The organism is Rhodococcus sp. IEGM 1302 (assembly GCF_030056935.1).
GTDB classification, from domain to species: Bacteria; Actinomycetota; Actinomycetes; order Mycobacteriales; family Mycobacteriaceae; genus Rhodococcus_F; species Rhodococcus_F qingshengii.
This window is the reverse complement of the sequence record NZ_JASHKY010000001.1, coordinates 779141-799763: the sequence shown is the minus strand read 5'-3', so window position 1 is coordinate 799763 and position 20623 is coordinate 779141. Positions and strand designations below refer to the sequence as shown.

The following is a 20623-nucleotide window of genomic DNA, read 5'->3' as shown; positions in this document are numbered from 1 at the left end:
CGTCCACCCGGTTATGCTCTTGCCTCATGCCGACCGAGCCGAGCCCGCGAGCGTGGGAACAAGTACTGAGCCACCTCGAACGTCGGCTCGTTTCAGGCGAGGTGTCTCCTGGCCAGCGCCTGCCGGGAGAGAGAATTCTGGCAGCAGAGTTGGGCGTCGGACGGTCATCGGTCCGAGAAGCGTTGCGGGTCATGGAAGCACTCGGCCTCCTCAAGGCGCAGACTGGCTCCGGCCCGACGTCCGGCGCGATGATCGTAGCCAAACCGACCGGCGGTATGACCATGCTGATGCGGATGCAGGTTGCAGCACAAGGCTTTCCGGTCTCGGATGTGGTGAAGACACGACTCGTTCTCGAATCCGAGGTGATGCAATCCCTGGCATCGCGGACTCCGACGCCCGACCTCCGCGCGGCCGTCGAACTGCTCGACTCGATGGAGGACGCAGCTCTCTCGGCCGAGGAATTCTTGCTACTCGACGCACAGTTCCACGTGGCGCTCGCCGACGCGGCGGGCAATCAGGTGATCGCAGCCATGATGACCGGCCTGCGCGAGTCCATCGAGGCCTACGTTCTCGCGGGCGTCCAGATCGACAGCTGGCCGAGCACCTGCATGCGACTGCGTGACGAACACCGAGGATTGGTGGATGCGGTCAACGCGGGTGACGGCGAACTCGCACGTCAGCGCATAGTCGGACACATCCGCGGTTACTACTCGGAAAGCGCGCACTCCAGCCGGTGACAGGGGGTGGTAATTGCGCCTCCAGAAGTCGTGTACTGTTGGTTTCACACCGACGCGGGGTGGAGCAGCTCGGTAGCTCGCTGGGCTCATAACCCAGAGGTCGCAGGTTCAAATCCTGTCCCCGCTACAAAGAAGAGGCCCGTAGGTTGCGAAAGCGACCTACGGGCCTTTTGCTGTGCGCCTTTATTAACCGCCGGGGGTTAATAAAGGCGCACAGCAGTGGTTCACACCACCACGTTGTGAAAATCGATCTCTGCGACCAGCATGCCGGAGAACCACCGATCCAGGTCCTCGTCGGTGACGGACTCGGGCATGGCGTCCACCTCGCACGCCAGCACCGCCACCTGAGACACGAACGGCGGAGCGACATGCATGTCCACCCAGTCCTGCAACGCTGGTTCGCGATCTACCTTCACTGCCGCCGCCTCCCGGCACCACGACAGATACAGGGTTTCCGCGGCGTACATGCCCACCAGCGCCGCCGCCCTGCCCTCTTCGCGAGCGAGGGCCAAGGCGTGCGTGGACAGCACGGCCGACTCCTCGACCAGCGCCGCTGCGTCACCCTCGTACGGGAAGCGGGAACGCAAGTGCGCGAAATACTCGCGCTGCTCGCCCACCAGGTTCGACATCGACGTCACGTGGTCGAGCGCGTCGTCGAGCGTCGGGGATTCCGCGACCACCAACCCCAACACCTTGACGGCCGTCAGTACAAATGCCTCTTCGATCACGAGGTACCGGCGGAATCCCTCATCACTCAACGTCCCGCCGATGGTGTCCTCGATGAATGGAACCGCCCGCGCGGCAGCGAGATTACTCTGCTGCCGCGCGAGCAGGTCTGAGGAGCGACTCATTCGCCGGCGACCCAACTGATCAAGCCGTCGAACAGGTCGGTGTATCCGGGCCACTGCTCACAGAACTCCGGCGGAGCCCAGTGCGGCGAGCAGTCCGAGGTGAAGACGATCGACCGTCCGGCGCCGTATTCACCGGCAGCGACAAGCGGATCGCCGTTGATGGTGGCGGGAACCACGGCACCGTCCTTCGCGACGACGCGGTTGTATCCCAGGAGCGCCGGCCAGGAATCGCCGGCACCACCGAGAGCCGGGTGAGCAGCATCGACGACGGTGGGAACGATCCCAGCCGGTGTCTCGACGCGATCGTCTTCGGCCAGCATCGTCACGGGCAGTACCTCGGCGATCGCGGTCTGGCGGAAAGCTGCTCGCGCCTGGAACCCGGAGAACGAGAGGTAACCACCGATCATCATCAGTGAGCCGCCGGCGTTCACCCAGTCACGAAGCGCGACAAGGCGATCCTCGCCGGCGCGGAACTGGTCGAACACGCCGGGAGCCAGCTGCAGCGAGTTCGCTCCGATGTCGGAGAGAACGACGACGTCGAACTGCGACAGTGCTTCTGCGGTACCGGGGAACTGCGTCGGCACCAGGTGTGCGGGCATGTGTGTCACGTCGTGGCCACGTGAGGTGAGCGCATCCCGAAGCGGGCCGACTCCCTCGACGTAGGAATGGACACTGAACTCGTCGACGCCCTTGACGTGCGTCGACGTCGTCATCCAGCTCTCGCCGGCGATCAGTACTCGTTTACCCATGACTGCTTCTGTTTCCTTTCGCGGCCTGCTCGAAGAGCGACCTCGGGTTGTCTCGCATCAATGCGGACACTTGCTGGGGATCTACGCCTGCGCGCACCAATCGGGCGGCGAAGGCGAGTGGTACGTAGGAGAATCCGTTTCCGCCGTGCTTTCTGAGCATTGATTTGAGGAAGAGGTCGTGACTGAGCAGGAGCTGTGATGCGTGACCGGAGGTGACCAATCCGGCTACCGCAGTGGCTGTTTCCGCCGGATGCGGAGAAAGACCCTCGCCGGGGAAATCGAAAGGCATCCCGATCATGTCGAACTCGAGAAAGACACCGCGGTCGGCGAGCGATCGTTGGTAGTCGGCGTCGTGTCCGGACGGGTCCATGTGGCACAGGACCACTGCTTGCGGATCGACGCCCATCTCGTCGACCACGATGTCGACGACGTGATGTCCCACGCGCTGCCAGCCCGGAAGGTGGACGAACAGGGGCACGTCCACCTCGCGCTGGGCGATGCATGCCGCCCGCAACGCTTTCGCCTCGTTCTGAGTGAAGAGCGGGGAGACTCCGATCTCCCCGATCACGCCAGGAGCCAATTCCTTTGCCGGATCGAACTCCTCGACGAGCGAACCTGCCAGATCGTCGACACCGAGTTCGTGGACCTCGACCGGATGGGTCGTCTCGAGGTACCACCCTGAACCCATGATCACTCGCACGTCTGACTTTCGCGAGAACTCCGCCAGCTTCTCCGGTGCCCGGCCCAGTCCCGGCGGTGTCAGATCGACGATCGTCCGACCACCGAGGCGGGCGAAGTCCGCAAGGTCTTCCACCACGGCCGATCCGTCGTCGACTCGACAATTGTCGAGACTGTAATACGGATTGTCGTGAAGAAGCCAGGCATCCTCGGCGCGTACCGGACCGGCCAACCGCTGTGCCACAACCGGATCCGGGGCCTCGGTGTACGCACCGGTGACGTCGTTGTGCAGATGTTCGTGTGGGAGAACCAGTCCGAGTTCCGAGCTGTCCACGGTTCCCGTGACAGTACGAACCTTGCTCATGAGCGTGCAGGCCCCGACGGTGCGGACTGCAGGTGTCGCCACAGCGCGCTCAGTGTATGTCCGCGCATGTTGATCCAGATGGCCAGTAGCAGAACGACACCGGTGATGATCGGCGTCAGGAACGGGCTCACGCCGAGCAGGGTCAATCCGTTGGCGATGATTCCGGTCAGGACGGCGCCGATGACGGTACCGATCACGGTGCCGCGACCGCCGAAGAGATTGGTGCCACCGAGAACCACCGCGGTGATCACGGTGAGCTCGAATCCCGTTGCGGAGTTGGCCGAACCCGAGCCCAGTCGAGCCGCGATCAGCAGTCCCGCGATACCGGCAGCCAAGCCGGTGAAGACGAGCGTCATCATGAGCACACGACGCGTGTTGACGCCGGACCGTCGCACGGATTCGACGTTGGAGCCGATACCGGTGACATAGCGCCCGAAGCGCATGCGGTTGAGCGCAATTGCTCCGATGACCACGACGACGAGAGCAATCCAGGCGCTGGCGGAGAACCCGAGGAATTCCGAAGTTCCGAGCTTCGCGAAGTAGGTGTCGGCCGGAACCGGAACGGAGAATCCTTCGGTCCGATACAGCGCGATACCGCGAATGACGGACATCGTCGCCAGGGTCACGATGAACGGCGGAATACCCTGATAGGCAGCGAGCCATCCGTTGACCAGGCCCCAGGCCGCACCCATCACCGGGGCGGCGACGAAGACCAGGGACGAATCGACGCCGGCCTGGATAAGCTCGGCACTCATCGCCGCGACGAACGCGACGATCGCACCGACGGACAGGTCGATCTGACCTGCCGTGATCACGAAAGTCATCGCCACCGCGATGATCAGAACCGGAGCGATCTGGGTTGCCAGGTTCGACAGGTTCGTAAATGTCAGGAACGACGACGTGGTCGCCGAGAAGACGGCTGCGACAGCAACTGTCACCGCCAGCATCGCGAGGGTGGGCTTGTTGACGCTGTCCCACAAGGAGGGTTTCGCGGCGAGCTTGCGCTCGATCGGCGCCTGGGTCTTCTCGAGAGTGGTCATGCCGTGGCTCCCTGTGTTGCTGCCGATGTCCGTTGCGGCACCGGAGTTCGAGTGATGAGTCCGACGAGGGACTCGATGTTGAGGTCGCCGATCGGAACGTCGTCGACACTCTGCCCCTCGTACATGACCGTGATTCGGTCACACACGCGGAACAGGTCCTGCAGGCGGTGTGTCACGAGAATGACGCCCACGCCGGCCGCTGCGACGTCCGTGATCAGCTTGAGCACCGACTCGACCTCGGCGACGGCAAGCGCTGCGGTGGGCTCGTCGAGGATCAGTACGTCTGGGCGGAAGGAGACTGCGCGGGCGATCGCGACGGTTTGCCGCTGTCCGCCGGACAGTTGCCCGATCTCCTGGTAGGTCGACTTCACCTTGACATGCAGGTCGGCGAGAATGTGAGCCGCCTTCTCGTGCATGGCATGCCGGTCGAGGAAGGGGCCTTTTCGCGGTTCTCTGCCGAGGAACAGGTTGCTGGCGACATCCAGCGTGTCGCACAGAGCCAGATCCTGGTAGACGATTCCGATCTTCTTCTGCTGGGCGTCGAGAGGCGTCGAAAAGCGCACTGGTTCACCGTTGACGCGCATTTCGCCGCCGTCGTGCTGAACCGCACCGGCGAGAATCTTCATCAGAGTGGACTTACCGGCGCCGTTGTCGCCGACCACTCCGAGTACTTCACCCTTCGCCAGCCGAAGGTCCACTCCTTGAAGGGACTTCACCGGTCCGTACGACTTGGTGATGCCCGAGAGTTCGATCAGTGGAGGTGCCATGATTACTTCTCCAAGTAGTACATGTAGTCGGCCACGTTCTCCGGGGTCACGATCTGGGTGGGAACCGGGATGTTTGCCGGAGCGCCGCGTCCGCAAGCCAGGTCGATTGCCGAATTCATTGCCTCATGGCCGAATTCGAAGGTGTTCTGCTGGACCACGCCTTTAAGCCAACCGGCTTTGAGTCCGCCTACCGCCTGATCCGAAAGATCCCAACCGACTGCTTCGATGCGATCCTGCGCCTTCTGACTGTTGACCGCCGCGACGAGACCGATCAGTGCCGGCTCACCGGTTGCGTAGACGTACTTCATGTCGCCACCGCCGGTCAGCAGGTTCTCCGCTGCGGTCTGTGCGTTCTCCTGAATGTTACGTCCGTCCACGACGGTGCCGACGGTCATTCCGCGGCCGGTCACGGTCTCCGTGAAGCCCTTCTGCCGCTCCAACTGGACAGTGCTGTTGAGCGCGCCGACGATACCGACCGTTCCGGTGTTGTTCGCGACGTCGGCCAAGGTGTTTCCGATCTTGGCACCGCCCTCGGCGTTGGCCGTACCGACCTGAGTCGACAGTGCCGGATCGTCGATGGTCGCGTCGACCGCGACGACGGGGATGCCCGCGTTCTTGGCCTTGACCACCGACGGCTTGATTCCGTCCGTGTCGATTGCATCGACGATGATCGCGTCGACTCCGGCGGCGATCAGATTGTCGAAGGCGTTGGCCTGCGCGACGGAATCGTCGTTGCCGCTGATGATCTGCAGGTCGACGCCTGCCTTGTCCGCGACGTTCTTCGCGGCATTGTTGATCTGGTTGAAGTACAGCGCCTGGAGGTTGATGGTCACCAGACCGACCTTGAGCTTGCCGTTCGTCCCGTCACAGCTTTCGGCGACCCGGGTCGGCTGCGGGATGGACGAGCCCCCCGATGCGTCCTTCGAGTCACTCGACGAAGCCGAGTCACAAGCGGTGAGCGTGAGCGCGACTGCAGCTCCCAGCGCCAGAGGCAATGCACGTTTCATCATCGAGTCTCCAAAAGGGTATGAGGGGTCAATGTTGCTGTGAAGCTGTCCAATTCATCTCGGGTTGGGCATCCGCGGGGGCCTGCGGTGGCGCAAGCCAATGCAGCCGATGCCCCGGCGAGTCGTGCGGCGTCCACCGGTGAGCGCCCGGCGTCGACAAAAGCGATGTACGTACCGCCGAAGCAATCACCGGCCCCGACTGCATCGACGACGTCGACCGCGACTGCCGGTTCGCTCGTCACCTCGCCGTCCGGTGTGGCCAGTGTCCAACCTCGCGAGCCGTCGGTCACCAGCAGGTGGGTGTGGTGCTCGGCGGCCAGAGTCTGCCACTGGTCGAAACCGATCCCGAACTCGCCTTCCCACAGGGCACGCCCTACGACGACGTGGTCGGCCAGAGCGAACGCGCGCAGTGCCGCGGCTTTGTTTTCACAACCGTCCAGATCGATTACCAGACTTACGCTTCCCGGTAATTCATCCGGGAGGAAGACCGCACGGTATCCGTCGAGGAACAGTCGTCCACCGCCGGCAGCCGCCAATCGGGTGACGACAACTCCGATGCGTTCGGCATCGTTCGGGTCGTCCTGGCTGATGATGGAGCGATCGCCGTCCTGCGCGATGAGAACAACTGCCGTCGACAGGAACGCATCTCGCGGCGACCAACTGGTGTCGACGCCATCTGCCTCGAGGGCTTCGAGAAACTCGGTGGACCGCGCGTCCGGGCCCACGGCACCGGCAAAGATCACTTGCGCGCCCATTCTGGCCGCGGATACCGCAGCATTTGCATTCATTCCACCGTCGATCTGACTGATGGCCGTTGCCTGAACGCGCTCACCGAGTACCGGTACGTGTGGGACATGTACCGTCACATCGTTGTTGGCGTATCCACAAAATACAATCATGGTTACTTTCCTGCGGCCCGGGACAGTTCGCGGACCTTCTCGCCTGCGACCCGTCCCCACCAGCGTCCATTGTCCTTCACCGAGGATGCAACTATGGCGCCGTCGCATTCCTTCATCAGCGCTGCGACATTGGCAGCCGTGATGCCGGATCCGATGATCACCGGAAGAACGGTGTTGTCTCGGATCACGGAAACCTCGTCGACCGAAGCGGCGTCACCGGTGCGCGAACCCGTCGCGATCAGAACATCTGCGTCGAAGAACTCGGCGTCTTCGGTCTGTTCCGCGACAGTGCGGTCCGCGACAATGGCATGCGCACCGTGTTTGACGTGCACGTCAGCGAAGATCCGGACCGGGTCGGCGCCGATGCGATGGCGGAAGCGCGTCGTCTTGGCGGCCTGACCCTCGATGAAGCCCTCATTGGCAATGTAGGCATTGGCCCACTGATTGACGCGCACAAAACTCGCGCCTGCCGCCCACGCTGCGGCCACTCCGCACTCGCCGGCGTTGGACAGGATGCTGACGCCGACCGCCTTGCCGAACTCGCCGACCACCGCTGCCGTGATGACTCCCATGCTGGCGGCGGTTTCGTATCCGTGTTCGCCGGGCTTGAGGAACGGTATGTCCCAGTGATTTTCGACGATCACACCGTCGAAACCGTTGTCGACATACGCGTGTGCTTCCTCGACGGCGAAGCGAGCAATTTCCGAAACCGGCTGCCCGGTGTAGTGCGGGCTGCCCGGCAGGGCCGGGAGGTGAATGGCCCCGATGAGAGATGGCGTGCCGGTGAACATATCTGCCAGCGCCGAGGGCTTGGGCGGAAAGACTCCGAGCGGTGATGCGGTCACTTCAGCTACCCCATTCCATGCGCAAGATTTGCGCTGTATGTCCATGCACAAGATCTGCACACGATGTAATCGATTGCCTTGATGAATTAGCAGGTTATGCGATCAACACCGGGTTGTGTCAAGGATTTCACAATTCGAATTTGTAAACGATTGCCTCAATCGCGTTACATGCGGGACACTGGACCGTGCGGTTCGATAACCTCGGACCCGAATCGAGCAGAAAACGGGGGACGCATGCGCAAGGCGACCATTCGCGATGTCGCGGAACTGGCCGGGGTCTCGACGGCCACCGTGTCGCGGGCACTGTCCGGCTCCCGCCCTGTCTCGGACGAGCTTGCAGCGACGATCAAACGAGCCGCGGATTCTCTCGGATACTCGGGAAACATCATCGCCAGCTCACTGCGTCGTAATCGGACGGACACTGTCGGAATGGTGGTTCCGAGTATCGCGAACCCCTTCTTCACTTCGCTGGTGGTCAACGTCGAACACGTCCTCGCTCGGCGCGGACTACAACTGTTCCTGTGCGATTCTCGTTCCGATCCCGACGTGGAAGCGCAGCGACTCAAGTCGCTCGTCTCCCGGCAAGTGGACGGAATCATCATCAGCCCGTGCCACGGCGAACTGAGTGCCGAGGCCGTCCGAGCCAGCGCGGCAACGCTTCCGGTCGTTCAACTGGACCGGTTTGCAATGGATACCCAGACGGACTGGGTCGGCGTCGACGACGACGCCGCTCAATCCCTGGTGATGGAGCATCTGTCGGAGCGTGGCGCGCAATCAGCCGCCTTCATCAGTTCCGAGCTGACCAATTCGTCAACAGAACTTCGCCGGGCCGGCTTCTTCCGCCACGCGGATCGAATGGGCATCGAAACTCGTGACGAGTGGACACAACTCGGCGAGTACTCGATCGAGTGGGGGCGCACGGCATCCAACATCATCCTGACCGGCAAAACTCGCCCCGACGCCCTGGTCTGCGCCGACGACTTGATCGCACTCGGCGTGTTGCAGACCTGTCACGCATTGGGCATCGACGTTCCCGGCGACGTTCTGGTCACCGGTTTCGACAACATCCCGTTCTCCGAATTGTGCAACCCGCCGTTGACCACCGTCGGGCAGCCGCAGGAAAGAATCGCGGAAGAAGCTGTGCGACTTCTGGATCAGGCGATGAACAACTCTTCCGAGTCGACAGCCCACATCGCGCTTGCTCCTGAACTGATTGTCCGTCAGTCCACCGTCGGCCAAGCGGCGGCAACCGCACCGTAAGCAGCGATCGCATCGTCCAGTTCGGAAACCTTGACGCTTTCGTTGGCCGCATGCATCAGCGAGGGAGTGCCAGGGCCCCAGATCACGACGGGAGCACCAGGGGCGGCGGCGGCCAGTACCGAAGCGTCGGTGAAGTACGAAACCGGTTCGGTTGCAACAGGGATAGGCAGGGTCGCCAACCACGGGTCCGACGCGTCGGTACGCACACCTCCCAGATGAATCGACGTCTCCACCGAGTCGACTTCTGGCTGGGCTCGCCACCACGCGAGCAGGTCGGCGCCGTCTCCCACCGTGCGGTGATCGATCACCGCACGTGCACTGTCCGGCACGATGTTCGGAGCCGAACCCCCGCCGACCAAGCCGAGGTTCCAGGTTTCGGCACCCAGAAACGCGTCGGACGACAGCGGAAGCTCACGCCGGGCTCGGTCGACGACGTCAAGCAGTTTGAGGACGGCGTTGGTTCCTCGCTGCGGCGTACTCCCGTGCGCGGCTTTTCCTTTGACGGACACTTCGAGCCACAGTGCGCCGCGGTGCCCCAGGTTGATTAGGTTGCCCGTTGCCTCGGGAACGATGACGGCCCCGACCTCGAGATTCGCAACGGCGTCGGCCGAACGAACAGCCCCGAGCGATCCGATTTCCTCGTCGCTAGTCAGCAACAGCGCGACCGGGACTCCACGTTCGAAGGCTTCGACTACCGCGGCAGTAGCGGCAACAAGACCGGCTTTCATGTCCGATGTCCCTCTGCCGAGGAATAATTCGCCGTCGACCTGTGCGGCATAGGGATCGAACTCCCAGTCGGAGACAGTGCCCACCGGCACCGTGTCCACGTGGCAGGCGAACAGTAGTCTCGCGGCCGAGGGTGCAGCTTCGTTGGTGATCAAGGCCCAGGGATGATTGCCGGTCAGGTCTGACTCCACCTTCGCCTGTGGCGCACGGGAGAGAACCAACGAGACAATCGAATCCATCGCCCGCCGTTGAGGAGCGGCCTCCCCCGAGACCGTGTCGAGAGCTACCAGTTCCGAGAGAAGTCCGAGGGAATCCATGTACCTATTCTTGCACTGCCACGGATTCAGTGCGCTGCCAGCTGGGCGATGACGACGTAATTGTCGTCGGTCGACTCTCCTTCGACGACATCACAATTGGCGAGGATCAGCCGTCCCGGAACCGATTCGCGCAACTCGTGAGCGCCCAGCAGCGAACCTTTGTGCAGCGGCCCGACTGTTTCGACGTCGTACTCGAGTGTGCCGTTCGGTGTACCCAGGAGAATTCGATCGCCCGGCTCCACTACCCGGAGCGCCCGGAACGGTGCTTCGCGAGTGGTGTAGTTGTGGCCGACCACGACAACTGTTTGTGTGGTCGACGTTCCCGGCATTCCGCTTTCACCCCACCACACCGGCAGTTCGTCGACGGGATTCAGTTGCTGCCCACTCTCGCCGCCGCGCATCAGTTTCTCCGAGTGCAACGGACTGCTCAGGTACGTAACCCCGGACGCAGACCTCAACTCGATCCGCTCGGGTTCTGCCGGATCGACGGTCACCGAAGCCGGTGCAGCCGCGATATGCGACTGCACCGGCGAGCGGTCTGGTAGCGATCCTGCGTTCTCGCCCGAACATCCGGATGCGAGGAGGGCGAGGATCGCTACCGCCGAGAGGCCGACGCTACGCAGACGTGTTGCCCGGGCCGTCATGACGCTTGCGACGAACAACCACCGTCGTAGCTGCTGCGGCGGCAGCGCCGACGACTCCGACGCCGATCAATACAGCCGGCAGGTTGGAGTTGCTGCTACCGCTGGTGCTGCTGCTTGCGGTGTCGCCGAGAGCAAGATCGACCGGGGGCAGGCTTCCAGCGAGTGCCGGATCGCCGTCGGCGTCGGTGACGTAGTAGTCGACGACGTCGAAGGCTCCCTTGTTGTTGTAGTAGCCGACCAGCTTGACGCCGGTCTTGTTCACTACAGCGGTGGTCTCGTCGACCTTCGTGACTCCGGAGCCGTCGTCGGTGTGCTCACCGATGATCACCTCACCGCCGACGCCTGTTCCGTTGTCGATCTCCTTCTCGCCCTTTGCCTTGAGCTCGTCGACGATCTTCTGCGCTGCATCCGCTTCGGCCTTTGCGGCGGCTGCAGCGGCCTGAGCTTCCTTGGCCTTTGCTGCTGCGGCGTCGGCCGCCGCCTTCGCGTCTTCGGCGGCCAGGTAGAGATCCTGCGCCTTCTTACTCGCTACTTCGGCAGCTTCGGCCTTCTTGGCGGCTTCGGCAGCCTTTTCGTCGGCGATTGCTCGCTTGTCGGTGGCCGCCTCCCCTGCAGCATCGGCCTCGGCCTGCGCCGTCTCCGCGGCCTTCTGTGCAGCGGCAGCGTCCTTCTGTGCGGAAGCTGCGGTAGCTGCCGCTTCATCAGCAGCCTTACGGGCGGCGGTGGCAGCTTCTACCTCGGTGGCGGCTGCGGACTCGGCTGCCTTGGCCTTGGTTTCAGCGGCGGTGGCCACCTTCTGAGTTTCCTTGACGGTGATCGCGAGCTGCTTGGCATTCCAAGCTGCGGCCAACGCCTGAGCCTTAGCGACGGCTGCCTTCGCGAAATCCCAGTTCTTGAAGGCTTCCTCGGCTTCCTTGTTCTTGTCCGCTACCAGTTTGGCGTTTGCATCCGCGGCAGCCTTCGCCTCATCGGCCTTGGCCTGCAGAGCATTAGCCTCGGCGCGCGCCCTTGCTGCCTCTTCGGTCTTGGGCCCCGAACCGGCGGCCTTCGCAGCCTCCTCGAGTTCAGCAGCCTTGGCTGCGGCCGCGTCGGCTTCTGCCTGAGCTGTTTTTGCTACCTCTCTCGCATCGGCCGCCGCGGACTCCGCAACCTTGGCTGCCTCTTCGGCTTCCTTGGCAGACTGTTCCGCGGCCCCGGCCTCCGCCTTGGCCTTGGTCGATTCGACCGCCGCCTTGGTTGCCTCGACGCTCGCCTGGGTCATTGCCTCGGTCGCCTTCACCGAAGTGTCTGTCGCTGCGGACGAGTCGACCCCTGCCGTCGCGGCTGCTTCGGCGGCCTTCGCTGCCGCGTCGGCAGCTGCCTTGGCTTTTGCTTCGGCTTCCGCCAGTGCTGCAGCGTCCGTACCAGCGGTTTCGGCACTGCCCGTGCCCGCGACCCCGGCTTCAACCTTCTCCGGCGTGGTCTCGGTGCTCGTCGCCGCGTCGGCGTCGGTGGTGGCAGCTGCCTCTTCCTCGGCGCAGGTCACCACCGGATCAGCGCTCGGGGTACACACGGTTTCCGGCTCTGCCGATGCAATTCCCGTGCCGCCCACCGCCAATCCGAGAGCTAGTACGGCACCGGCGGCCGCAGAGCGGACCCTCCGAGAATGGGCGATGGACTTCTCCGACATAGCGCTCAACCTTTCGGCCTTCTTTACGAAGACGGCAATTCCGGCGTGGACAGCCTTTACTTCGTCGGCTGACTTCCAGACGTTACGACCGGTCGGTCCGAAAAATTGAGAGCTGCTGCGCTAACCGCAGGAATCAGGACCGCGGAACGCGCCCCATCAGGTAGAACTCCGGATTGGGCAGCATGCCGGAGAAACTCGCCATGCGATTGCTGAGCCCGAAGAATGCAGTGATCGCGGCGATGTCCCACGCGTCCTCGTCGCCGAAGCCGTGCACACGGAGGGCGTCGAAGTCGGCGTCGGCGATTTCGTGTGAGGCGGAGTTCACCTTGGTGGCGAAGTCGAGCATCGCGCGCTGACGATCGGAGATCTCTGCGGTGCGATAGTTGACCGCAACCTGGTCGGCAACCAACGGCTTCTTCTCGTAGATACGCAGAATTGCGCCGTGCGCGACAACGCAGTACGTACATTTGTTGGCCGCAGAGATCGTGGTGACGATCATTTCTCGATCACCCTTGGTGAGTGCGGAATCTTCCTTGAGCATGATCGCGTCGTGGTATGCGAAGAATGCCCGGAACTCGGCTGGGCGCCGAGCGAACATCAGGAAGACGTTGGGCACGAACCCCGACTTCTCCTGGATCTCGAGAATCTTGGCGGCGATGTCCTCGGGCACCTCGGTCAATTCAGCCTGCGGAAAACGGGTGCTCACTGTGCCTCCTGGTCAACCATCGATGTTCGATTCAAGATAATGATGATTAACTGAGTTGTCCAGATGCATTTCCTGCCCTACTTTTTCGGGCACGGTTAGTCGGGTACGGCCCAAGTGATCTGCGTAGCGTGAAACCCGTGAACAGGAAGACACGATGATCGACGGACTGAACCGCGCACTCGACTACATCGAAAGCAATCTGAGCGGCGAGATCGAGACAGCCGAGATGGCAAGGCTGGCAACCACCTCGGAGTATCACTTTCGGAGGATGTTCTCGGCCCTGGCCGGCATTCCCGTATCCGAATACATCCGTCGACGTCGACTCACCCTGGCTGGTGCCGAGTTGTCCGTCAGCAGATCAGGAGTGTTGGAGACCGCCGTGAAGTACGGCTACTCGTCCGCGGAGGCCTTCACACGAGCGTTCACCGCATTTCACGGCGTGAGCCCCGGCGCGGTCACACGCGCTCCCGCCGTTCTCAAATCCCAACAGAAACTTGTCATTCACGTGACACTGGAAGGAGCCACACCGATGGACTACATGCTTGTGGACAAACCTGCCCTGACGGTAGTCGGGTTCAAGACCCGGGTTCCATTGGTTCACGAAGGTCCCAATTCTGCGATCGAAGATTTCACCTGCTCCGTGGACAAGGTTGCGTTGCGAGGGTTGCGCGAGCTCTCCGATCAGGACCCGGCGGGAATCGTCAGTGTCGTCGACAATTTGGCGCATCCCAGAACCGAAGGCACAGAACTGGATTACTACCTGGGAGTGGTCACCGGCAAACCTTCACCCACGGGTTTCGATGTGCTGACGGTCGACGCACACACATGGGCCGTCTTCACCGCCGACGGGTCGGAAATCGAATCTGTGCAGTATTTGTGGCGAGATATCTACACGGAATGGTTCCCTGCCAACCCTTTTCGCTCCGTACCTGGTCCCGAGATCATGCGCACCGAATACAACGACGATTTCACCGTCGCACGGTTCGAGCTCTGGATTCCGGTCGAGAGCGAGCTGAGCGACGTCGGGGCGTAAAACAGCCGCCAGGTCGGATGGAAGTCACGACCCGGCGGCTGAGCCATCAGATGAAACAGACTGTCAAAGAATCAGTTTCGCTCCGGTAGCAGCAACCACGTCCTCGACGCTGATGCCCGGCGCCGTCTCCACCAGGCGGAGACCGTCGTCAGTCACGTCGATCACGGCCATGTCGGTGATGATTCGCTGGACGCAGCCCTTACCGGTCAGCGGAAGCGAGCACTTCTCGACGATCTTGTGCTCACCCTTCTTCGAGACGTGCTCCATCATCACGATGACGCGCTTTGCGCCGTGGACCAGGTCCATCGCGCCGCCCATGCCTTTGACCATGTGGCCGGGGATCATCCAGTTCGCGAGGTCTCCGGTGGCACTGACCTGCATGGCACCGAGCACGGCAACGTCGACCTGGCCGCCGCGGATCATGCCGAACGACGCTGAGGAGTCGAAGAACGACGCACCGGGGAGAACGGTGATGGTCTCCTTGCCCGCATTGATCAGCTCGGGATCGAGTTCGTCCTCGGTCGGGTACGGCCCCACGCCCAGAACGCCGTTCTCCGAGTGCAATACAACGGTGATGTCGGTCGGGAGGTAGTTCGGAACCAGCGTCGGCATACCGATGCCGAGGTTCACGTACTGCCCGTCCTCGAGTTCGCGCGCGACGCGGGCCGCCATCTCTTCGCGGGTGAGTTTGGTGGGTAGTACAGAAGTCATGCTCGTACCGTCCGATTCTCGATGCCGACCGTCACGGGGCCGACGTGGACAACACGCTGAACGTGAATGCCCGGCGTGTGGATCTCGGCGGGGTCGAGCTCACCCGGCTCTACGAGGTGCTCGACCTGCGCAATGGTGATGCGCCCCGACGTTGCTGCAGCCGGATTGAAGTTCTGGGTACTCGCGCGGTAGACGAGGTTGCCGTGCCGGTCACCTTTCCAGGCATGGACCAGTGCATAGTCGGCGACGATGCCGCGCTCCATCACGTAGGTGACGCCGTCGAAGTCACGAGTTTCCTTGGGCGGACTGGCAACTGCGATGCCGCCGCTGCCGTCGTAACGCAGTGGCAGGCCGCCGTCGGCGACCTGGGTGCCGACGCCGGCCGGGGTGAAGAACGCGGGGATGCCCGCTCCCCCGGCGCGCATGCGCTCGGCGAGCGTGCCCTGCGGCGTGAGTTCGACTTCCAGCTCACCGGAAAGGTACTGACGCGCGAACTCCTTGTTGGAGCCGACGTACGAGCTGACAGTACGACGGATACGCCCCTTCTCCAGAAGCACTCCGAGCCCGAACCCGTCGGTGCCGCAGTTGTTGCTCACCGTTTCGAGTGATGTCGCGCCCTGCTCGAGGAGCGCATCGATGAGGATTTCCGGCACTCCGACGAGCCCGAAACCTCCGACAGCGATCGTGACGCCGTCCGGCACGTCGGCGACGGCCTCGGCAGCAGTGGGAATGACTTTGTCCATCATGTCGATCACAGTAGCGCGACCCGTACGTATTGTGAACCTCCGTCCGCATAACGAACATTTTTCGCCCCCGGCATTGCCTGGGTCACATCTACGAACTATTCTGTTCGCAGAGCGCAACACATGTACACATTGCGAACAGCTTCACGTAACCGAACGACGAGGTTCCCTATGCTGCATCTACCGCCGAGGTACCAGCGGCCGACTGGCGTCAACGCCCCGGCCGATTTCGCGGACTACAAGACGACTTCCCTTCGCCACCCGAAGCAGCCGCTGAAGCTGCTCCCCCAGCGACTCACGGAGCTCACCGGGCCGGTATTCGGCGAGGATCGCGTCGGCGCCGGCGAAAACGACCTGACCATTGCCAACGGCGGCGAAGCACAGGGACAGCGCATCGTCGTTCACGGCCGCGTACTCGACGGCGACGGAAAACCCGTCCCCCACACACTGCTCGAGGTATGGCAGGCCAACGCCGGTGGACGCTACCGCCACACCGGCGACAACTGGCCCGCGCCGCTGGATCCGTTCTTCAACGGCCTGGGTCGCTGCGTCACCGACGCGAACGGCCACTACAGCTTCACCACGATCAAGCCGGGCGCCTACCCGTGGATGAACCACGACAACGCCTGGCGACCGGCCCACATCCATTTCTCGCTGTTCGGCACGGCATTCACGCAGCGCCTCGTGACGCAGATGTACTTCCCCGACGATCCGATGTTCTTCCAGGACCCGATCTACAACGCGGTACCCGAAGCAGCACGTCACCGCATGGTCAGCGTCTTCGACTACGACGCCACAGTCCCCAACTGGGCTCTCGGGTTCCGCTTCGACATCGTCCTGCGCGGCCGTAACGCCTCCGTATTCGAGAACGAGGAAGACCACGATGACTGATCACACCGCGAAGCCCGCACCCACTTATCCGGTCGTCCCCGGCGACTTCACCACCGCCCCCTTCGGTGTCACGCCCTCTCAGACCGTCGGGCCGTACTGGCACATCGGCCTCCCCTGGACGGACGGCCCCGACGCCGCTCCCGCCGATGCCCCCGGACGAATCACGCTGGCCATCACGGTGATCGACGGCGCCCGTACACCCGTCGCCGACGCGATGATCGAAACATGGCAGGCCGATACGCTCGGACGCTTCAACCATCCGGACGATCCCCGTGGCGCAGTGGAGCTCACTCCGGCTGGTTTTCGCGGATTCGCCCGCAGCGCAGCGGATCCCACGGGCACTGCATTGGTCCACACTGTCAAGCCCGGTGCGCAGCCCACTGAAACGGATGCGGACGAGGCCCCACACGTGAACGTGTCGGTCTTCGCTCGCGGCATGCTCGACCGCCTGGTCACCCGCTTGTACTTCCCCGAAGACGCCGACGCACACGCAACAGATCCGGTGCTGTCCTCACTGAGCGAAACCGAACGCGCGAAGCTGGTTGCAACCAAGGTCGACGGTGGGTACTCCTGGACGGTCTATGTTCAGGACGAGGACGCGAACGGCGTCGAGACGCCCTTCTTCGAGCTGTAAGAGGAGTACACATGCCCACTCGCGGCGCACTGTTCGACCCGGTGTTCGGGGCCACCCGCGTATCGGAGCACCTGTCCGACCAGGCGTGGGTCACCGCGTTGCTCGACGTGGAGGCCGCACTGAGTTGTGCGATGGCCACAGTCGGGTTGGCGGACGGGGAACATTGCGCCGCGGTGGCTGCTGCCGCGGCCGAACTCTCACAACCGGGCGGTCTGGACATCGTGGCGCTCGGCCGCGCGTCGGCCGCCGGCGGAAATCCCGTCATTCCGCTGGTGAAGATGCTGCGCGAAAGGGTCGGACAGGAAGGTGTGCCTGCCTCCGTGGTGCACCCGGGCGCCACCAGTCAGGACATCATGGACTGTGCGCTGATGCTGTTGACGCGACGCGCGGGCGCGGTGGTTCTGGCCGACCTGACCCGCGCCGCCGATTCCGCCGCCCACCTCGCCCGCCTCCATCGCTCCACTCCGATGGTCGCGAGAACTCTGGGCCAGCAAGCACTTCCGACCACCTTCGGGCTACTGGCATCGAGTTGGTTCACCGCACTCGACGCCGCCGCGATCCGCCTCGAGATCGTGCTGTCCACGTTGCCGGTTCAATTCGGCGGAGCCGCAGGAACACTCGCTGCGTTGTATCCCGACGGGCTCAGGATCGCCGACGCGCTGGCCGACGAACTCGGCCTGGCCAGGCAGGTCACTCCCTGGCACACCGACCGCGTGACCATCGCAGAACTCGCGACCACACTCGGTATCGTCGCCGGCGCCGTTTCCAAGCCCGCCACCGACATCACCGTCATGGCGTCCACCGAACTGTCCGAGGTTGCCGAGAGCGCTCCGGGCGGCTCATCGGCCATGCCGCACAAGCAGAATCCGGTTGCCGCGATCACCGCCCGCGCGGCAGCGCGACGTGCTCCCGCACTGGTGGCCACAGCCCTGTCGAACATGGATCACGAATTCGCTCGCGCCGCAGGCCCCTGGCACGCCGAGTGGGAAACCGTCACCGATCTCCTGCGTCTGGCAGGCGGAGCGGCGCACCAGCTTTCCGTGAGCCTCACCGGCCTGCAAGTACACACCGAGTCGATGGCTCGCAATCTCGACATCACCGGTGGCCTGATTCTCGCCGAGCGTGTCACCAAGGCCCTGTCCGCACACACTGATCGAGCGCGCGACATCGTCACCGCGGCAGCCACTTCCGGAACCAGATTGGATCGTGATCCCGCCATCGCAGAGCACCTGAGCGAAACCGAGATCGCCGAACTACTCGACCCCGCACACTATCTGGGCCACGCCACCGATCTGGTCGACCGCGCCCTCGCCGAACGCCCCACAGGAGGATCTCGATGAGCGTCGCGCTCAACTTTCAACAGACCGGCAATCTCGATGCCCCGGCAGTGGTTCTCCTGGGTTCACTCGGATCCGATCTGTCCATGTGGCAGCCGCAGATTCACGCGCTGTCGAATCGCTACCGCGTCATCGCCGTCGACCATCGCGGCCACGGCAAGTCACCGGTGCCTGCGGGCCCCTACTCCATTGCCGATCTCGCCGGCGATGTCATCGCTCTCCTCGATTCGCTCGAACTCGAGTCCGTACATCTCGTCGGGCTCTCCCTCGGCGGCGCTGTCAGCCAGTGGATCGCCGCACATCACCCCACTCGCGTCGAGACGTTGACCTTGATGTGCACGTCCGCGCAGTTCGCCCCGGCTCAGCCGTGGATCGATCGCGCCCAGGCTGTCCGAGCGGACGGTATTGCATCCATCGCGGCCGCCGTGGTCGGACGCTGGTTCACGCCGGGTCTGGCCGACAACGATCCGGAACTAGTTGCCCGCCACGTCGCAATGGTCGAAGCCACACCCGACGAGGGCTATGCCGCCTGCTGCGAGGCGCTTTCGGTATGGGACGGCCGCGCCGACCTGGCCCGCATCGTCGCTCCGACGCTTCTCATCGCTGGCGAGCAGGATCCGGCGACGCCTCCGGCGACGTTGAGCGCGATCGCCGACGGTATCGCCGACGCGGTACTGCACGTCGTTGATCCCGGCGCACACCTGGCCAACGTCGAACAAGCCGGGCGCGTCACCAAACTACTTGCAACGCATATTGCCTCGCACACATCTACGCTCGCCCAACGTAGCGCCGCCGTGTCGGCCGGCATGACCGTACGACGCCAGGTGCTCGGCGACGCCCACGTCGACCGTTCCATTGCCGGTGCCACCGAGTTCACCGCCCCTTTCCAGGACTTCATCACTCGCACGGCGTGGGGTGACATCTGGTCGCGCCCCGGCCTCGATCACCACACCCGCAGGCTCCTCACTCTCGCGATCCTCACTGCCGTCGGCAACGAACACGAACTCGACATGCACATTCGCGCTGCGCTGCGTGCCGGGATCGATCCCGACGAACTCGTGGAAGTATTTCTCCATACCGCGGTCTATGCGGGTGTGCCGAACAGCAACTTGGCTTTTGCGCTGGGAAAGCAAGCACTCGCGGACCTCTCGGCCGAACCTGAGGAGAACGAGACAACATGAGTGAGAACAGCAGCGAGCAGGCGCCGGGACCGTCCCCGGACTACGTGCAGTCGCTGGCCCGTGGGCTTTCCGTCATCAAGGCTTTCGACGGTGAGCACCCGCGTCGCACCCTCAGCGAGGTTGCCCGGCACACCGATCTCACGCGTGCGACTGCTCGCCGCTTCCTACTCACGCTCGTCGAACTCGAATACGTACGTACTGACGGTTCGGTGTTCTGGTTGACGCCTCGCGTCCTCGAACTCGGCTACAGCTACCTGTCCAGTCTGTCTCTCCCCGAGATTGCCGGGCCGCATCTGGAAGCTTTGTCCGCCAAGGTCCGTGAATCCACGTCCGTGTCGATCCTCGACGGTGACGACGTCGTGTACGTGGCTCGTGTTCCGGTCAGCCGCATCATGACGGTGTCCATCACCATCGGCACGCGCTTTCCCGCGTACGCCACATCCATGGGTCGAGTTCTGCTCGCAGGCTTGCCGGACGACGCACTGGACGCCTACCTCGCCCGAGTGTCCTTCGCCCGCCTGACCGGCAAGACCATCTCCACCGCCGACGGACTGCGTGCCGAACTCGAGAAGATTCGCGCCGACGGGTTCGCGATTGTCGATCAGGAACTCGAAGAGGGTCTGCGCTCGCTCGCCGCACCCATCCGGGACGCGACCGGTGACGTGGTCGCGGCCGTCAACATCTCCACCCAAGCCGCCCGCTACAGCGCCGAAGCTGTTCGCGGTGAACTGGTTCCGGCCGCAGTCGCCACCGCGGACGCCATCTCCGTCGATCTCGGACGTACTCAGTCGTCCAACAATCACTCGGCTGCCACCCGCTGACCGAGCAGACCCA

Annotated in this window: 22 protein-coding genes and 1 tRNA gene; 9 read left to right on the top strand and 14 right to left on the bottom strand. The window is 63.4% G+C overall.

Annotated features, from left to right (window positions below):
• Window positions 1-26 precede the first annotated feature (26 nt).
• Window positions 27-737 (top strand): FadR/GntR family transcriptional regulator, encoded by a 711-nt coding sequence (locus QM609_RS03840; RefSeq protein ID WP_030536564.1) that lies wholly within the window; start codon window positions 27-29, stop codon window positions 735-737.
• A gap of 53 nt (window positions 738-790) precedes the next feature.
• Window positions 791-864: transfer RNA gene (locus tag QM609_RS03835), tRNA-Met, on the top strand.
• Window positions 865-961: 97 nt separating this feature from the next.
• Here QM609_RS03835 and QM609_RS03830 read toward each other — a convergent pair.
• From QM609_RS03830 to QM609_RS03795, 8 genes are read right to left on the bottom strand one after another with little or no spacing between them, the layout of a single operon-like run.
• Entirely contained in the window at window positions 962-1588 is a 627-nt protein-coding gene (locus QM609_RS03830; protein ID WP_050654581.1) for a TenA family protein, read from the bottom strand.
• Window positions 1585-2337 (bottom strand): glutamine amidotransferase, encoded by a 753-nt coding sequence (locus tag QM609_RS03825; RefSeq protein ID WP_003939869.1) that lies wholly within the window; start codon window positions 2335-2337, stop codon window positions 1585-1587. Before QM609_RS03825 ends, QM609_RS03830 begins: the two co-directional genes overlap by 4 nt.
• The gene (locus QM609_RS03820) at window positions 2330-3421 is read right to left on the bottom strand and encodes a phosphotriesterase family protein (RefSeq protein WP_228232250.1); all 1092 of its coding nucleotides are present in this window, start codon (window positions 3419-3421) and stop codon (window positions 2330-2332) included. The genes QM609_RS03825 and QM609_RS03820 overlap by 8 nt, the downstream gene beginning before the upstream one ends.
• The gene (locus QM609_RS03815; protein ID WP_007730024.1) at window positions 3376-4419 is read right to left on the bottom strand and encodes an ABC transporter permease; all 1044 of its coding nucleotides are present in this window, start codon (window positions 4417-4419) and stop codon (window positions 3376-3378) included. The genes QM609_RS03820 and QM609_RS03815 overlap by 46 nt, the downstream gene beginning before the upstream one ends.
• On the bottom strand, window positions 4416-5186 hold the full coding sequence (locus QM609_RS03810) for an ATP-binding cassette domain-containing protein (protein ID WP_003939830.1): 771 nt from the start codon (window positions 5184-5186) through the stop codon (window positions 4416-4418). The genes QM609_RS03815 and QM609_RS03810 overlap by 4 nt, the downstream gene beginning before the upstream one ends.
• A 2-nt stretch (window positions 5187-5188) precedes the next feature.
• Window positions 5189-6196 (bottom strand): substrate-binding domain-containing protein, encoded by a 1008-nt coding sequence (locus QM609_RS03805; protein ID WP_019745494.1) that lies wholly within the window; start codon window positions 6194-6196, stop codon window positions 5189-5191.
• Complete coding sequence (locus tag QM609_RS03800; RefSeq protein ID WP_050654580.1) at window positions 6193-7092, bottom strand: PfkB family carbohydrate kinase; 900 nt, start codon at window positions 7090-7092, stop codon at window positions 6193-6195. Before QM609_RS03800 ends, QM609_RS03805 begins: the two co-directional genes overlap by 4 nt.
• A 2-nt stretch (window positions 7093-7094) precedes the next feature.
• Window positions 7095-7937 carry a BtpA/SgcQ family protein gene (locus QM609_RS03795; protein ID WP_050654579.1) on the bottom strand — a complete coding sequence of 281 codons (843 nt, stop codon included), beginning with the start codon at window positions 7935-7937 and terminating at the stop codon, window positions 7095-7097.
• Window positions 7938-8171: 234 nt separating this feature from the next.
• On the opposite strand from QM609_RS03795, the gene QM609_RS03790 reads away from it, so the two are divergent.
• On the top strand, window positions 8172-9197 hold the full coding sequence (locus QM609_RS03790; protein WP_042446970.1) for a LacI family DNA-binding transcriptional regulator: 1026 nt from the start codon (window positions 8172-8174) through the stop codon (window positions 9195-9197).
• Here the strand turns inward: QM609_RS03790 and QM609_RS03785 are convergent.
• The 4 genes from QM609_RS03785 to QM609_RS03770 form a co-directional block, all read right to left on the bottom strand.
• Window positions 9158-10240: a M20/M25/M40 family metallo-hydrolase gene (locus QM609_RS03785; RefSeq protein ID WP_050654578.1), complete on the bottom strand. Its 1083-nt coding sequence runs from the start codon at window positions 10238-10240 to the stop codon at window positions 9158-9160. The genes QM609_RS03790 and QM609_RS03785 overlap by 40 nt on opposite strands.
• 26 nt (window positions 10241-10266) lie before the next feature.
• Window positions 10267-10884, bottom strand: coding sequence for a sortase domain-containing protein (locus QM609_RS03780; RefSeq protein ID WP_050654577.1), 618 nt, complete (start codon window positions 10882-10884; stop codon window positions 10267-10269).
• Entirely contained in the window at window positions 10856-12553 is a 1698-nt protein-coding gene (locus QM609_RS03775; protein ID WP_050654576.1) for a hypothetical protein, read from the bottom strand. The genes QM609_RS03780 and QM609_RS03775 overlap by 29 nt, the downstream gene beginning before the upstream one ends.
• A 133-nt stretch (window positions 12554-12686) precedes the next feature.
• Entirely contained in the window at window positions 12687-13259 is a 573-nt protein-coding gene (locus QM609_RS03770) for a peroxidase-related enzyme (protein ID WP_003940498.1), read from the bottom strand.
• Window positions 13260-13413: 154 nt separating this feature from the next.
• On the opposite strand from QM609_RS03770, the gene QM609_RS03765 reads away from it, so the two are divergent.
• Window positions 13414-14292: an AraC family transcriptional regulator gene (locus tag QM609_RS03765; RefSeq protein ID WP_050654575.1), complete on the top strand. Its 879-nt coding sequence runs from the start codon at window positions 13414-13416 to the stop codon at window positions 14290-14292.
• A 63-nt stretch (window positions 14293-14355) separates the two neighbouring features.
• Here QM609_RS03765 and QM609_RS03760 read toward each other — a convergent pair whose 3' ends face one another.
• Both QM609_RS03760 and QM609_RS03755 read right to left on the bottom strand, forming a co-directional pair.
• Window positions 14356-15003 (bottom strand): CoA transferase subunit B, encoded by a 648-nt coding sequence (locus QM609_RS03760; protein WP_003940102.1) that lies wholly within the window; start codon window positions 15001-15003, stop codon window positions 14356-14358.
• The gene (locus QM609_RS03755; protein ID WP_030536554.1) at window positions 15000-15746 is read right to left on the bottom strand and encodes a CoA transferase subunit A; all 747 of its coding nucleotides are present in this window, start codon (window positions 15744-15746) and stop codon (window positions 15000-15002) included. The genes QM609_RS03760 and QM609_RS03755 overlap by 4 nt, the downstream gene beginning before the upstream one ends.
• A gap of 171 nt (window positions 15747-15917) precedes the next feature.
• Here QM609_RS03755 and pcaH point away from each other — a divergent pair, with 171 nt between their 5' ends.
• The 5 genes from pcaH to QM609_RS03730 are packed head-to-tail and all read left to right on the top strand — an operon-like array spanning window position 15918 to window position 20610.
• Complete coding sequence (pcaH, locus tag QM609_RS03750) at window positions 15918-16637, top strand: protocatechuate 3,4-dioxygenase subunit beta (RefSeq protein WP_007730015.1); 720 nt, start codon at window positions 15918-15920, stop codon at window positions 16635-16637.
• Window positions 16630-17271, top strand: coding sequence for a protocatechuate 3,4-dioxygenase subunit alpha (pcaG, locus tag QM609_RS03745; RefSeq protein WP_042446987.1), 642 nt, complete (start codon window positions 16630-16632; stop codon window positions 17269-17271). The genes pcaH and pcaG overlap by 8 nt, the downstream gene beginning before the upstream one ends.
• An 11-nt stretch (window positions 17272-17282) precedes the next feature.
• Window positions 17283-18611, top strand: coding sequence for a 3-carboxy-cis,cis-muconate cycloisomerase (gene pcaB, locus QM609_RS03740; protein WP_050654574.1), 1329 nt, complete (start codon window positions 17283-17285; stop codon window positions 18609-18611).
• Window positions 18608-19789 carry a bifunctional 3-oxoadipate enol-lactonase/4-carboxymuconolactone decarboxylase PcaDC gene (gene pcaDC / locus QM609_RS03735; RefSeq protein ID WP_050654573.1) on the top strand — a complete coding sequence of 394 codons (1182 nt, stop codon included), beginning with the start codon at window positions 18608-18610 and terminating at the stop codon, window positions 19787-19789. Before pcaB ends, pcaDC begins: the two co-directional genes overlap by 4 nt.
• A complete protein-coding gene (locus tag QM609_RS03730) occupies window positions 19786-20610 on the top strand; it encodes an IclR family transcriptional regulator domain-containing protein (protein ID WP_007730008.1) in 825 nt (274 codons plus the stop codon). Before pcaDC ends, QM609_RS03730 begins: the two co-directional genes overlap by 4 nt.
• The last annotated feature ends 13 nt before the right edge of the window (window positions 20611-20623 follow it).

Coding starts and splice junctions, on each gene's coding strand:
- QM609_RS03825 (WP_003939869.1), bottom strand. CDS start 2,337: ATGGGTAAACGAGTACTGATCGCCGGCGAGAGCTGGATGACGACGTCG.
- QM609_RS03730 (WP_007730008.1), top strand. CDS start 19,786: ATGAGTGAGAACAGCAGCGAGCAGGCGCCGGGACCGTCCCCGGACTAC.
- QM609_RS03800 (WP_050654580.1), bottom strand. CDS start 7,092: ATGATTGTATTTTGTGGATACGCCAACAACGATGTGACGGTACATGTC.
- pcaH (WP_007730015.1), top strand. CDS start 15,918: ATGCTGCATCTACCGCCGAGGTACCAGCGGCCGACTGGCGTCAACGCC.
- QM609_RS03755 (WP_030536554.1), bottom strand. CDS start 15,746: ATGGACAAAGTCATTCCCACTGCTGCCGAGGCCGTCGCCGACGTGCCG.
- QM609_RS03815 (WP_007730024.1), bottom strand. CDS start 4,419: ATGACCACTCTCGAGAAGACCCAGGCGCCGATCGAGCGCAAGCTCGCC.
- QM609_RS03840 (WP_030536564.1), top strand. CDS start 27: ATGCCGACCGAGCCGAGCCCGCGAGCGTGGGAACAAGTACTGAGCCAC.
- QM609_RS03805 (WP_019745494.1), bottom strand. CDS start 6,196: ATGATGAAACGTGCATTGCCTCTGGCGCTGGGAGCTGCAGTCGCGCTC.
- pcaDC (WP_050654573.1), top strand. CDS start 18,608: ATGAGCGTCGCGCTCAACTTTCAACAGACCGGCAATCTCGATGCCCCG.
- QM609_RS03775 (WP_050654576.1), bottom strand. CDS start 12,553: ATGTCGGAGAAGTCCATCGCCCATTCTCGGAGGGTCCGCTCTGCGGCC.
- QM609_RS03765 (WP_050654575.1), top strand. CDS start 13,414: ATGATCGACGGACTGAACCGCGCACTCGACTACATCGAAAGCAATCTG.
- QM609_RS03790 (WP_042446970.1), top strand. CDS start 8,172: ATGCGCAAGGCGACCATTCGCGATGTCGCGGAACTGGCCGGGGTCTCG.
- pcaB (WP_050654574.1), top strand. CDS start 17,283: ATGCCCACTCGCGGCGCACTGTTCGACCCGGTGTTCGGGGCCACCCGC.
- QM609_RS03830 (WP_050654581.1), bottom strand. CDS start 1,588: ATGAGTCGCTCCTCAGACCTGCTCGCGCGGCAGCAGAGTAATCTCGCT.
- QM609_RS03760 (WP_003940102.1), bottom strand. CDS start 15,003: ATGACTTCTGTACTACCCACCAAACTCACCCGCGAAGAGATGGCGGCC.
- pcaG (WP_042446987.1), top strand. CDS start 16,630: ATGACTGATCACACCGCGAAGCCCGCACCCACTTATCCGGTCGTCCCC.
- QM609_RS03810 (WP_003939830.1), bottom strand. CDS start 5,186: ATGGCACCTCCACTGATCGAACTCTCGGGCATCACCAAGTCGTACGGA.
- QM609_RS03780 (WP_050654577.1), bottom strand. CDS start 10,884: ATGACGGCCCGGGCAACACGTCTGCGTAGCGTCGGCCTCTCGGCGGTA.
- QM609_RS03785 (WP_050654578.1), bottom strand. CDS start 10,240: ATGGATTCCCTCGGACTTCTCTCGGAACTGGTAGCTCTCGACACGGTC.